Annotated in this window: 14 protein-coding genes and 1 pseudogene; 8 read left to right on the top strand and 7 right to left on the bottom strand. The window is 65.1% G+C overall.

What is annotated here, in order from left to right; all coding sequences use genetic code 11:
• The first annotated feature begins 262 nt into the window (after positions 1 to 262).
• Complete coding sequence (locus tag JZ792_RS39280; RefSeq protein WP_216917969.1) at positions 263 to 1141, top strand: IS5 family transposase; 879 nt, start codon at positions 263 to 265, stop codon at positions 1139 to 1141.
• A gap of 106 nt (positions 1142 to 1247) precedes the next feature.
• Here the strand turns inward: JZ792_RS39280 and JZ792_RS39275 are convergent, their stop codons facing one another.
• Complete coding sequence (locus JZ792_RS39275) at positions 1248 to 1673, bottom strand: PPOX class F420-dependent oxidoreductase (RefSeq protein ID WP_216917968.1); 426 nt, start codon at positions 1671 to 1673, stop codon at positions 1248 to 1250.
• 414 nt (positions 1674 to 2087) lie between these two features.
• On the opposite strand from JZ792_RS39275, the pseudogene JZ792_RS39270 reads away from it, so the two are divergent.
• A pseudogene (locus JZ792_RS39270) lies at positions 2088 to 3280 on the top strand (IS110 family RNA-guided transposase).
• A gap of 27 nt (positions 3281 to 3307) precedes the next feature.
• On the opposite strand, the gene JZ792_RS39265 reads toward JZ792_RS39270, so the two are convergent.
• The gene (locus JZ792_RS39265) at positions 3308 to 3919 is read right to left on the bottom strand and encodes a maleylpyruvate isomerase N-terminal domain-containing protein (protein WP_216917967.1); all 612 of its coding nucleotides are present in this window, start codon (positions 3917 to 3919) and stop codon (positions 3308 to 3310) included.
• 279 nt (positions 3920 to 4198) lie between these two features.
• On the opposite strand from JZ792_RS39265, the gene JZ792_RS39260 reads away from it, so the two are divergent.
• Entirely contained in the window at positions 4199 to 4657 is a 459-nt protein-coding gene (locus JZ792_RS39260; RefSeq protein WP_216917966.1) for a hypothetical protein, read from the top strand.
• A 343-nt stretch (positions 4658 to 5000) separates the two neighbouring features.
• Here JZ792_RS39260 and JZ792_RS39255 read toward each other — a convergent pair whose 3' ends face one another.
• Complete coding sequence (locus JZ792_RS39255; protein WP_216917965.1) at positions 5001 to 5204, bottom strand: cold-shock protein; 204 nt, start codon at positions 5202 to 5204, stop codon at positions 5001 to 5003.
• Between the two features lie 520 nt (positions 5205 to 5724).
• Here JZ792_RS39255 and JZ792_RS39250 point away from each other — a divergent pair.
• Positions 5725 to 5862 carry a hypothetical protein gene (locus JZ792_RS39250; RefSeq protein WP_216917964.1) on the top strand — a complete coding sequence of 46 codons (138 nt, stop codon included), beginning with the start codon at positions 5725 to 5727 and terminating at the stop codon, positions 5860 to 5862.
• Between the two features lie 224 nt (positions 5863 to 6086).
• Here the strand turns inward: JZ792_RS39250 and JZ792_RS39245 are convergent, their stop codons facing one another.
• Entirely contained in the window at positions 6087 to 6320 is a 234-nt protein-coding gene (locus JZ792_RS39245) for a hypothetical protein (protein ID WP_216917963.1), read from the bottom strand.
• A 165-nt stretch (positions 6321 to 6485) separates the two neighbouring features.
• Here JZ792_RS39245 and JZ792_RS39240 point away from each other — a divergent pair, with 165 nt between their 5' ends.
• Positions 6486 to 6647, top strand: coding sequence for a hypothetical protein (locus JZ792_RS39240; RefSeq protein ID WP_216917962.1), 162 nt, complete (start codon positions 6486 to 6488; stop codon positions 6645 to 6647).
• 102 nt (positions 6648 to 6749) lie between these two features.
• Here JZ792_RS39240 and JZ792_RS39235 read toward each other — a convergent pair whose 3' ends face one another.
• Complete coding sequence (locus JZ792_RS39235; RefSeq protein WP_216917961.1) at positions 6750 to 7985, bottom strand: sensor domain-containing diguanylate cyclase; 1236 nt, start codon at positions 7983 to 7985, stop codon at positions 6750 to 6752.
• Between the two features lie 1284 nt (positions 7986 to 9269).
• A complete protein-coding gene (locus tag JZ792_RS39230; RefSeq protein WP_216917960.1) occupies positions 9270 to 9434 on the bottom strand; it encodes a hypothetical protein in 165 nt (54 codons plus the stop codon).
• Between the two features lie 181 nt (positions 9435 to 9615).
• Between JZ792_RS39230 and JZ792_RS39225 the strand changes: the two genes are divergently transcribed.
• Together JZ792_RS39225 and JZ792_RS39220 are read left to right on the top strand one after the other, a co-directional pair.
• A complete protein-coding gene (locus JZ792_RS39225) occupies positions 9616 to 9975 on the top strand; it encodes a hypothetical protein (protein WP_216917959.1) in 360 nt (119 codons plus the stop codon).
• A gap of 39 nt (positions 9976 to 10014) precedes the next feature.
• On the top strand, positions 10015 to 10176 hold the full coding sequence (locus JZ792_RS39220; RefSeq protein ID WP_216917958.1) for a hypothetical protein: 162 nt from the start codon (positions 10015 to 10017) through the stop codon (positions 10174 to 10176).
• Positions 10177 to 10237: 61 nt separating this feature from the next.
• On the opposite strand, the gene JZ792_RS39215 is transcribed toward JZ792_RS39220, so the two are convergent.
• The gene (locus JZ792_RS39215) at positions 10238 to 10408 is read right to left on the bottom strand and encodes a hypothetical protein (protein WP_216917957.1); all 171 of its coding nucleotides are present in this window, start codon (positions 10406 to 10408) and stop codon (positions 10238 to 10240) included.
• A gap of 509 nt (positions 10409 to 10917) precedes the next feature.
• Here JZ792_RS39215 and JZ792_RS39210 point away from each other — a divergent pair.
• Positions 10918 to 11178, top strand: a complete 261-nt coding sequence (locus JZ792_RS39210; RefSeq protein ID WP_216917956.1) for a hypothetical protein — start codon at positions 10918 to 10920, stop codon at positions 11176 to 11178.
• Positions 11179 to 11566: the final 388 nt, after the last annotated feature.

Raw genomic sequence — 11566 nt, 5'->3', positions numbered from 1 at the left:
GCGCCCCGCTACGACGTGCACATCAAGACCGCCAGCAACCGGCAAGCATCGAAATCCGCCGCGCCACGACCACGCCGCAGAGCTTAAAACTCAAGCTAGGCCGTGTTTTGAAAGTGGTGAGGTGAGGGGTGCCGTTGTGCGGCGCACTCACTTGTTGGTTGGTGGAGGGTGTTGGCTGCGTTGGCATATGGGTGAGATCTCCGCTAGATGGGTTGATCGACCAAGATTCAACTGAATACTGGAGACCTCGTGGCCAGCGTAGCTGCAGCGGGACGCGGACCTGACCGGTGCCCAGTGGGCCCGGCTGGAACCGCTGCTGCCTCGTCGAATCCGGGCGGGACGCCCGCCCAAGTGGACCAAACGGCAGCTCATCGACGGGATCCGCTGGCGGACCCGGGTCGGATGCCCGTGGCGGGACCTGCCAGCGCAGTATGGGCCGTGGCAGACCGTGTACGGGCTGTTCCGTCGCTGGCAGCGAGCCGGGCGCTGGGCGTTGATCCTGAAACTGCTGCAGGTTTTCGCCGACGCTGCCGGGCGGATCGTGTGGCAGGTAAGTGTGGACTCGACCGTGATGCGGGCTCACCAGCATGCCGCCGGTGCCCGCCGCGACCCCGAACAGCAGGTCGAGCCACCGGCCGGGCCCGGTGAGGTCGAGCCGGCTGATCACGCGTTGGGCCGCTCGCGGGGCGGGTGGACCACGAAACTGCACCTGGCCTGCGACCAGGGATGCCGGGTGCTGTCGCTGCTACTCACGCCCGGTCAAGCCGGTGACAGTCCGCAGTTCGCGGCGATGCTCGATGCCATCTCGGTGCCGCGCCTGGGGACCGGACGTGCTCGGGTCCGGCCCGACCGGGTGCTGGCCGACAAGGCCTACTCCTTGCGGGCGAACCGGGAACTGCGGCGCCGCGGGATCAAATCGACCATCCCGGTCCCGGCGGATCAAGCTGCTCACCGCGGCCGGTCCGGCGGCCGGCCACCGGCTTTCGACCCAGTCGTCTACCGCGACCGCAATGCGGTCGAACGCGGCATCAACCAGCTCACACAGCACCGGGCAGTCGCCACTCGCTACGACAAACTCGCCGTGCGCTACCTGGCCACAGTCCACATGGCCGCCATCAACCAATGGCTGCGAAACGACTGAGGGCGGGCACCCGCCCGCCGTCAACCACATTCAATACACTGCCTAGCCGCGCCGCTGTCGGCGCACAGCGTGCCGGACCGGGGCCCCGCGGATCCAGGGTTTCCGGTTATGGCGCGGAATCAGCCGCGTTGCGAACATGGACGGTGAGCTGATCCGGTGCACGGTCGTCGTCGATGCCGAAGCTGATGATGCGTTCCGGATGAATGCGAATAATGTCTCCGCCGCGCCGGTCGCCCGGCGCGGCGGGCACGGTGATCGCCTCGGCGTGCCCGCGGATCTCTACGCACCGCACCCGCCACGGATCGATCGAGGTGAGGTCGTCGACGACGAAGGCCACCCGTCCATTGGCGACGATATTGCGATATTTCCGGCTGGCGGCCATGTTCATCCCGGCGATATCGAAGCGGCCGGTATCCGGGTCGAATCGGTAACAGACCGGACTGACCTGCAGGGTGCCCGAAGGCTGCACGGTGGCGAGGCGGCCGATACGCTGAGCGGACAGATAGGCGATCTCGGCCTGAGTGAACGGCATGATAACTCCATGAGTGGTGATGGGCGTAGGAATACCAGTCGCCCGCTCCTCCCTGGTTCGACCAGGGCCTCGCGTCCATCTGCGACGTCGTTCTCGGACACGGGATATGGAGTTACGATCGGAATCGTAACCCGAACCGGGCTCGGCGGCAAAAAGCTGGCCGCCTGTGACTCCCCCGTTACCTTGTTCGTGGGCCTGAGACCAGGCCCACGGTCGCCGGACCCGGTATGACTACTTCCCCCAGTCGAACGCATGATCCGGGGGGTGGTGTCGCCGGGCACCGGTGGCGTCGACGGACCGCTAATGGGGACAGGGCCGCAACAGAGGTCTCTTCGTAACGTGGGTGCCGGGCGTTGACGCTTAGATCGGCGACCGTCACCACCAGCGTTTTCGAATCTGACGAGGAAACACCAAGTGACACAGGCATACGCCGTGTTCTGCGGCATCGACGTCGGTAAAGGCGAGCACCACGCAGTCGGTCTCGACCCAAACGGCAAACGACTCTTCGACAAAGCATTGCCCAACGACGAAACCCGGCTACGAGCAGTGTTCGACCAGCTCGCAACCCGTGGACGGTTGTTGATCGTGGTCGACCAACCCAACACCATCGGCGCTCTGCCGGTCACCGTCGCTCGGGCCTGCGGCCACGACATCGCCTACCTGCCCGGGCTCTCGATGCGCCGCATCGCCGACCTCTACCCAGGCCAATCCAAGACCGACGCCCGCGACGCCCACATCATCGCCGACGCCGCCCGCACCATGCCGCACACGCTGCGCCAAGTCGACACCGGCGTCGAAACCCTCACCGAGCTCGGTGTTCTCGTCGGATTCGACGACGACCTCGCCGGAGAAGCCACTCGCACCAGCAACCGCATCCGCGGCCTGCTCACCAGCATCCATCCCGCTCTCGAACGCGTCCTTGGACCCCGCGTGGCCCACCCGGCAGTGCTGGAAATCCTGTCTCGCTGCGGCGGACCAGCAGGAATCCAGGCCGCGGGTCGGCGCAAACTCACCGCCATCGCGGTCAAACACGCGCCCCGGATGGGCGCCCGGTTGGTCGAGGAAATCCTCGCTGCGCTGCCCGCGCAAACCGTCGTCGTTCCTGGCTCCCGCTCGGCGGAGAGCGTGCTGCCGAAACTCGTGGACTCCCTGAAAACCGTTCTGCTGCAACGCAAACAGATGGCCGTTGATATCGAGGAGATGTTGGCCGATCACCCTCTTTCCCAGGTCCTGACCTCGATGCCGGGCATCGGAGTCAGGACCGGCGCCCGCATCCTGCTCGAAGTCGGCGACGGCACCGCCTTCGCCTCGGCCGGCCACCTCGCCTCCTACGCTGGCATCGCCCGATCACCCACCGATCAGGCAGCTCGATCCGCGGCGAGTTCCCGTCCCGATCGGGCAACCACAAGCTCAAACGGGCGTAGTTCCTCTCGGCTTTCGCAGCCCTGCACGACCCTGTCTCGCGCACCTACTACGATCGCAAACGCGCCGAGGGCAAGAAGCACAATGCCGCTCTCATCTGCCTGGCCCGCCGCCGCTGCGACGTCCTCTACGCGATGCTGAAAACCAAACAGTCATATAGGGTTCCGGCGCACACTTCCTGCTGATGATCGGCAGACCCCAGTGCCAGTTCGCTACACGACAGAGAACGACGGCGGCAGCTGAGCCCTGCCGGTCATCGACTTCAGCATGGTCGTGCCGCTTCCGATCGCGACCGCGATCCGAGCCGCCAATACGGCCGTCTCGTCGAGGACATCCGCGGGAAGCTCGAAGGGAACATCGACGGCAGCCGCGATGTCAAGGCTGTGAACAGCGAGCTCGAATGTCCTCGTCGGCAGATAGGAATGCAGCCGCATTCCCAGCCCGCCAACCACCCGGATCAGCCGATCTTCACCAGCATCGAGCTGCTTGACCACAGCCCGCAACAGCACCTCGATCGAGGCGGCCGGGTCGGACCCCAGCTCGATACCGGCTTGGCGGCCACGCTCGACTACCCCAGCCTGGTCGACGGTTGATGCCGCAGCCTTCGCGCCTGCGTAATACTGCTCCGGGCTCGCGATGTCTTCGTTCTCGGCTGCGCTGCCCAGATACGTCCCAACCGTAGTCAGCGCACGTGAAGCATGACCCACCAGCGATCGCAGATCCCACTCACCCAGACCCGGTCTATCCCAACACTCGCCCGGCACTTCGCGAACCAACCCCGCAAAACTGGACGCTGCGGACACATACGTCGCCACCACTGTCATCGATACCCCCTCCTAGGCAAACAGAAAGTTGATCTCTGCCAGGTTCTCACTTGCGAAGAACATAGGGACACCCCCCAGGTCACCGGACCGGATCGACCGCCAACCTAGTCCGGTCCGCGCTGAATTCCCTTGTCGGGGTGTCTATTCCGGTGGCAACGTACGCCGTACAGGGTTGCCCGAACCTCACCACTTTCAAAACGCGGCCTAGTGCTGCCGCTACCGGTGACTTGGGTGCTGCCAGTCGGAAACGGCCGTTCCGGGCCGGTAGTGTCGGCCAGCATGGCCACGCCCGAGATCGAGCAGGCCACGGCCTTCACTGCCGTTATCGGCACCGAGCCGGTCGCGGTTGTGCTACCCCGCTTCCTCAGCGTGCCCATGGCCGAATCCGGTGCGCTGGTCACCGCGGACGCCTGGATCGCCGCACTCACCGAGCATGGAGCCCAGTTGATGCGCGACACCGATTTCCTCGGCGACCCGGCGCCGGGCTGGACGGTTGCCATCGGCCCAGCAGTGACCACGGTGCGGATCAACGGCCCGGCCGGACTCGGCGAGATCTACGAGGGGGAGTTGCAAGCCGAGACGAAGTGGCGGGAGCGGGTCGCGGGTCTGCACCACATCGACGCGGGCGTGGTTGTCATCATCAGCGGCAGAGCCGATCAGCTGAGTCCGGACGCCGCACTGGACATGCTGGAATCCGGACGTGCGGTGTGGGTCCGGGCCCACACCACCCTGAGCTGACAGAGCGTCGACTCATTTCCGCCGAATTTCTGCCGGCCCAAAACCCGGTGTAGGTTTCGTTTCTGGCACCACGGCACCCGTCTGACCTACGTCCTGTTCGGAATGTCTCGGTGGTGATCGAAATGCGCGGCTACCCGCCAGCCGGTCCGAACCTGCTCGCCCGCGGGAAGCGAGTGCTCGGCTGCAGGATATGGCCTGCAAGAAGAAGCGGCCGCGAAGCGATGCGCGAGAAGGAGATCAGGCAGTCTCGGCCCCGGGCCAGCGGTGAGCGTGCCTGGCGCTGATTCCTGCGGAAAAGCAAGAAACCCGCGCGGATCGCGCGGGTTTCTGTAGTCGTCGGCTCCTAGATGGCGCGGACGCTCTGGGCCTGCGGGCCCTTCTGGCCTTGGCCGACCTCGAACTCGACGCGCTGACCCTCTTCGAGGGACTTGTAGCCGGAGCCGGAAATCTCGGAGTAGTGGACGAAAACGTCAGGACCGCCCTCGTCCTGGGCGATGAAACCGAAGCCCTTTTCGCCGTTGAACCACTTCACACTGCCTTGCGACATACTGTTTGTTTTACTTCCTGTAGCGAGCCGGGCGATCACTTCAACAACCCGTGCTCGCTACCGAGCATGCCACACTTGCGCCGGTCACCCCGAATCGGCTCCTCGACCGTCCCGGCGAGCCTGCGGTACAGTGCTCAGTCCTGTCGGCGGTGTTCGGCGTCGAGCTCGAGCGTTCAGGAAGTATCGGCGGGACGGGACTTGGTCAACGCGAACAGGATTGCCTCTACGGCGCTTCGCGATCACGTGATCGACGGTAGCGACCTCGGTAACCGGCGTCTGTTTCCGCCCGATCCCGGCCAGGTGGTGCCCGGTCGATGTGCCGAAATGCAGACAGTGCGGAATCACCGGCACAAACCCTTTGCGAGTCGCATCGCAGGCCGGTATCGAGTCCCCCAGAGACAGCCCGAATTGTCTGGGGGATCTCACTGTATGGAGCGCGTTGTAGCAGACATTCTCGCTCGGGCCGTTTCTCGCGAGCGGGCGTGGGTGTTGTTGACGGGACGGCCGATACCACCCACCGGTGACCGAGCTGAATTGCGCTGCGCTGATGATTTCGAGTGCTTCGACGGCGACGACCACCCCCGCCGACACGATTGCCAGGCCGCGGGTATGCGGGGGCACCACGCAGGTGTTCCTGCACGGCCTCGCCGAGGCGTAACTATTGATTCCGCAAAGCTTGTCGGGCGGGCACTGCCGTGCTCGCGCTACCACCTTCGCCTGGGCGCCGCGCCCGTAACCGCTCGACTGCGGGCATTCACCTGGACGCGGCGTGCTGCATCGGCATCCTCGAAGACCAGTTCCTCATTGATCGGTTCGCTGACGGGATCGCCGCCAGGTTCTGCCTCCGCGGCCGCGAAAGCGGGCGAATCCGTCGGCCGCCGGTCACCGTTGGGTTGTGTCGCTCACGGGCTCGACATAGGCGACGAACGGCAGACCGGCGATGTGATCAGCGGCTTCTTGTGTCGCGTCGATCGTGACGATGTGCGGGTAGTGCCCGTCGAGGATCGAGGAGCCGACCGCTCGGAGTTGGTTGCCGAACTCGGTGTGCTCTTCATCTGGCGCTCCGCTGAAGAGGGGCATGAAACAAACCCGGAAAATGTTGGCCTGCTGCGTCACATCACTCCTTCACGTCCGAGGAATGGGTTGCGAATAGTTTGCGCTCCAGGGGTGCGCAGGTCGGACCGACACGCCCGGGTCGGTTGGCCCGACATGAACCGGGATTCCAAGCGTGACGTCGGAAAGATGAGGGCTTCTCGGCCAAGCAGGTCGAAGGCGGTGACCATGTCGGGGGCCGAGGATTTTCGCGGCGATGATGGCCATCGCGACCCACCCATCTTCGCCGCCGCTACCTGCGCGATTCCGGCGCAGCGATTCCGGGGTGCGCAGCCGCGCGAGCTCGGCTATATGCCCGGCGAGCGCGCGCCCATCGTCACCGCCGGATGAGGCAGGCTGATCTTGTCGTGTCAACCCAGGCGAGGGTTGATGAGCCCGTCCGGTCGTCAGTGCGCCACCCAACTCGCGAAAACGGGCGGGCCGACGTCGAGGCTATGTGTGCCCGTGTTTGGCTCGATAGAGTTGGCGGTCGGCGGCATCGATCAGGCCGTAGGGATTCAAGCCGGTCGGATCCACGACCACCACGCCGACACTTATCGACACGTCGATGCTGTCCCCGTCCACGACGATCGGTGTCTCGAGGCTGCCTATCAGGCAGTCTTCCAGTGTGGCGACGATCGCCTCGTCGACCGGCGGAGGGACGAGCACGACGAATTCGTCGCCACCGAGTCGCGCGATCGTCAGATCCTCACGAGGCAGACTGTCGCGCAACCTGTTGGCCACCTCTCGCAACACCTCGTCGCCGACACGATGCCCATAGCTGTCGTTGACGTGCTTGAAACGATCGAGGTCAGCGAAACACAACCCCACCCGTCCAGTAGGGTCGGCGTCATCCAGTACCGCCTGAATACGTTCGAGGAGCATCCGGCGATTGGGCAGCCCCGTCAGCGAATCCTGCCGAGCCTGCCTGTGTAGTTCTTCCTGCAGGCTGTGGCGTTCGGTGACATCTTCGCCGATGGCGAACAGATAGTCCTGGTGGCCCGCGCTGCCGCTGACGTAGGTGATCGAGAACGCCATCCATCTCGTACCCCCGTCGGGAGCCAGCGCCCTGGTCTCGATTCGGACCGTCCCCTCGCGCGCCGCGACGATACCGTCGAACACCGCGGCCTCGATGGTGTCGCGATCGGCCGGGTCGGCGAAATGGCGTATCGAGATGCCGCGCAACATTTCGATCGGAACGCCGAGCATCGCAGCGAGGCCGGGATTGACATCGACCAAAGTGCCCTCGGTGTCACCGATAGCTATCGCGATCGCCGTGCTGTCGGACACGATCCGGAACAACTTCGCCTCGGCGCCGGGTGGTGGCTCGACCAAACTCATGATCGGCACGCGCGTCCGGTCGAGGTGTCGTTGGAAGCCTCGACCCAGATCGGTCAGCAATCCAGCCAACTTCCACATGGCCTCGGGGCGGTCGTTCGATCGGGCGAGACGGTACAGAATCTGCGCTGAGGCCACCGGCACGACCGGATCGATCAAGCCGCTCGCGACCAACGCGTGACCCACCCGCTCACCGGCAGAGCCATCCGAAGCCTCGCCGTTCAAGGCAGTCGAAACCTCATCGAGGAGTGAACCGAACAAATCAGAGGTTCCCGGTGGAAGTTCGAGACCGGCCTCCGACAGCGATCGCTGCCATCGCGCGACCAGATCACCACGCTGCGCATCCTCCATGACGCTACCTCCGCCCGCGCACCCACACTCCACACCAACGATCGCTCATGACCCGCATCGAGTGACGTCGACCCAGACTGCCCGCCCGGCCCGCAGTCATAATTACACCCGAGTCAGAACCGAACCGAGGCACTTCAGCTAATAATTAGCTAACTAGATCGGCCCGGGCAGCGGAATCGGTGATGTCGGTGCTGATTGTCTTGATCTGACCTGGAGAATGTCCGGTTTTAGACCCTGAAATGTTCTCTGGACTAGCTATTCAGCTCGCTGGATGCGAAGTCAGGGTGTGTCAGGTCTTAAGGGGTGGGTGCCCCCAGATGAGTCCGCTGATAGCGCTGACGCTGACTTCGCCTTCGCGGTCTCTGCTCCAGACAAACTTCACGGTTCCGACGCGCTTGTCCTGCCTCTGTATGCAAAGGACCGTGCCGGGGGCGTGCTCGCCGAGGCGACGGTTCTGCCAGATCTTCACGATCCATGTGGCGCTGAGATGTTCCATCTCAGGGTGTCCGGCGCACTCGGCCACCAAGGTCGCGAGCAGGCCGGATAGGGCCATTCCATGTCCTGACCCCAGTCTCGCGCCAAATCCGCCACAAGGTCGGATAGCTCGGAAATAGCGCCGTCGGAATCGCGGTCGCCCGTGTCGACGTAGGGGATCGGCCCGGACCTGCGGGTCATTCGGGTCGCGCCCGGCGTCGATCAGGGCTTGGCGATCCAGCGAATCGTCGTTGTTCACGACGTTGATTCGGGCCCGCCCTGCACTTGGCGCGGTCCGGCCATGACCCCTGGACCCAACAGGATTGGGTCCAGGGGTGGGAGAGGTTTGGCCCCGTCGGACGGGTTAGGGGGATATGGTCCGGCGGGGGTCTGGGGGTCAGCCGATGCCGAGGTTGATGCCGAACATCACCTGTAGCCAGCGGGTGACGACGTTGAGGCCGGTTCCGAAGTCGAGTCCGAAGGAACCCATGGTTCTCATCTCCTTCGAGAGGGATTCTCTTGTGCTGTTCCCCGACTTGCTGGCTGGATACCCATAGCGAGTCTTGCGCAACCAACAATTTGTGAGAATTTCTATTCCGCTGGCCGACCCTGTCTCATGCCAGGACTCGGGCCGACGGGCCGCATTTGCTGAGTGTGCGCGGTGGCGGGGCGCGGCTTCGTCGGAAGACAGGTCGCGCGGTGCGGGCCTGAGGCCATATGGTCTGCGGGGTTGGGGATGCGCCTGTTCCGTGCAGGCGCGGCGCGGTCCCGGGCGGGCATCGCGCGGTGGTGCGTTGGCCCGGTGGGAAGCTATTGCGTCTGGTAGGTGCGGATGTCGTGGGCGTGGGTCTGCATCACGGCGGCGAAGTCGGTGAGGTCGGTGAGGTCGATGGTCTCGCTGCGGTGCTGGATCATCGTCTGCGGTGTCCAGACTTGCAGGCTGTAGTGGATGCGGGCGCTGTCGAACCGCGACATGATCCGCACCAGCGGATCGATTTTTATGCGCAGGGCGCGTTAGTCGAGCGCGGCGGCGACCTAAAAGCCGGTGCTGCGGTGGCGGGTGCGCAACCATCAGGCACGACGGCGCGGCCACCGGAGAAACTCGTACCCCAGACACCGATCCGGTTCCTGGCTCGACGGCCGGATCGACGTGTTCGTGGCCGAGGCAGCACGGCTCGGTTTGACCTGTGCCCGTGGCCCTGTTGGCGAACAGATCCAGGCGAGGGTGGCCGCCGTCGCGGACAGCATGGGAGTCACCGAGGCCGCCGCGCGGCGCGAGTTCGGCGATGATCTGATCCGTGAGATGGCTCGTAGCGTCGCGGCGGTGCTCGCCCACGAGGAGCCGAGGGCGGATCCGACGGACTTGGCGCCGACGCACGTCGTACCGACCGGGGTGGCCGGTCACGGCAGTGCGGGACTGGCGATCGTCGCTCAACTGGCGATCACCGGGGATCTGTCCGAGATCGTCGACGCGCACGCCGAAGTCCACCAGGCCATCGCGTTGATCTGTATGTGAGGTGCTCTGATCGCCTGGTCACGCGACGACCATCGTGGCGTGATCGCCGTGCACGAGGCGCTGATCCATCGCACGATCCGTGAACTCGGCAAAGGTATCGCTCGACTCGACAGCGGTGTGGTCCCCAGTGACGGCGGCGATCCCGGAGAACTGCGAACAGCGCTGAACGACAACATCGCCGCGCTGCACGCCGAACTCTGACCGGTCCGCGGTTAGCGAAAGGCGGCCTCGGCGAGGGGGACCGCATCCCGACAGCGCTCGTTCATCGGTGCAGTTGTGGGTCGTCCGGATCGATCCGGCGGTGGCCGGTACGCACGCCGTGCCAGGTCGACAGCACCTGCATCTCCCGCTGGACGGCCCAGACCTGCGGATCGTCAGGGTCCAGACCGGCATCGAGCAGGGCTTGGCGGTCCACCGAATCATTGATCTGCACGGCAGTGATTCGTCACGGTCACGCCGCGGGCGCTGTCCGGCCACGTGAAAGTCGGGATGCGGCAGACCGACCCACGAGCGAAGTTCACCCCCAGCACGGCACATCCTGTGCCCTTGGCAGGACCGCCGGGCAGTTCCCACGTCGGCCAGGGAACCGGTGATCCATCCGGTGGTGGTGCGGTGTCGAATGCAGTACAGGCACAACGGGTTCCGCACTGCTGCCGCAGCGGGATCCGGTGTGCCTGATCCAGAGGTGAAGTCGGGGGCCGTCGAGACACCGGTTGGGAAGCCCATGCCTCGACGGTCCCCACCTCGACCACATTGAGGGGAAATTCGACGAGCGTCGGCCGAGACACGCGCTCTGATGATCGTCGGCCGATCGGTCTGCGCCGGTCCACTGAGCGGACCCGCGCATCTGCGGGCTCACCAGCTACACCCAGCGTCTCGGGCAGCCGCCGTGCAGCAGCGCTGCGCCCGAAATCGCATCGAGGAAAGAAAAGGGGGTCGGGAATGGACGGATTCGAGCGTGGTGTGGTCACCCGGATCTCGGTCGAGATCGAGTACCCCGACGGCAGTGTCGAGATAACCGAGATCTCCGACCCCGGACATGTCTCGGCGGTCGTGTTCGACGAATCGGCGGTGATTGCGACCGACCTGTGCGCCTTCAACGTCTCCGAGTCGGACTGGAGAGCTAATCCCGCGATGATGGTCCACACCGATGCCGGTGCCGCCGGGATACCGCTCGGCGCACACAACGACCGCCGAAACTGATCGCAGGGTGCGCGCCGCGTCCCCGCCCGTGGCGCCACGCCCGGGCGGGGACCGTTTCTTGCGCTGGTCGCTCTCACGCAGCAGAGGCAACCGGTGCTCACGCTAGCGCCGGGGGCGCCGGAGCTGGGTTAACGCCGCTCACGCGGCGTGTACCGAGGCGGTCCGGTGCACGGCGGGATGCGGTGCGGCCGTGGATCGTCGACGGGTTGGGGTCACCGGCGTCTTCTCGTCGGGGTGAGGCATCGTTATGCTCGGGGGGGTCCCTATGTTTTTTGCAAGGTCTGCGGGCAGTGGGTTTAGCGCTCAGTGCGTGAGGGTGATCGGCTTTTCGGGTGGCCCGGAGCGCAGTAGGTCGGCTAGGAGCGAGCGGAGGTTGCCGGGGACCAGT

The sequence above is a fragment of the Nocardia noduli genome, from assembly GCF_019038455.1.
GTDB lineage: Bacteria > Actinomycetota > Actinomycetes > Mycobacteriales > Mycobacteriaceae > Nocardia > Nocardia noduli.
Note: the sequence above shows the minus strand (reverse complement) of the source record. Positions and strands in the feature narration are given on the sequence as shown.

Excerpts from the sequence above, each read along its gene's own strand:
- JZ792_RS39275 (WP_216917968.1), bottom strand. The coding sequence starts at position 1,673 with ATGCCGTTCACTCAGGCCGAGATCGCCTATCTGTCCGCTCAGCGTATC.
- JZ792_RS39265 (WP_216917967.1), bottom strand. The coding sequence starts at position 3,919 with ATGACAGTGGTGGCGACGTATGTGTCCGCAGCGTCCAGTTTTGCGGGG.
- JZ792_RS39260 (WP_216917966.1), top strand. The coding sequence starts at position 4,199 with ATGGCCACGCCCGAGATCGAGCAGGCCACGGCCTTCACTGCCGTTATC.
- JZ792_RS39255 (WP_216917965.1), bottom strand. The coding sequence starts at position 5,204 with ATGTCGCAAGGCAGTGTGAAGTGGTTCAACGGCGAAAAGGGCTTCGGT.
- JZ792_RS39240 (WP_216917962.1), top strand. The coding sequence starts at position 6,486 with ATGTCGGGGGCCGAGGATTTTCGCGGCGATGATGGCCATCGCGACCCA.
- JZ792_RS39235 (WP_216917961.1), bottom strand. The coding sequence starts at position 7,985 with ATGGAGGATGCGCAGCGTGGTGATCTGGTCGCGCGATGGCAGCGATCG.
- JZ792_RS39230 (WP_216917960.1), bottom strand. The coding sequence starts at position 9,434 with ATGTCGCGGTTCGACAGCGCCCGCATCCACTACAGCCTGCAAGTCTGG.
- JZ792_RS39210 (WP_216917956.1), top strand. The coding sequence starts at position 10,918 with ATGGACGGATTCGAGCGTGGTGTGGTCACCCGGATCTCGGTCGAGATC.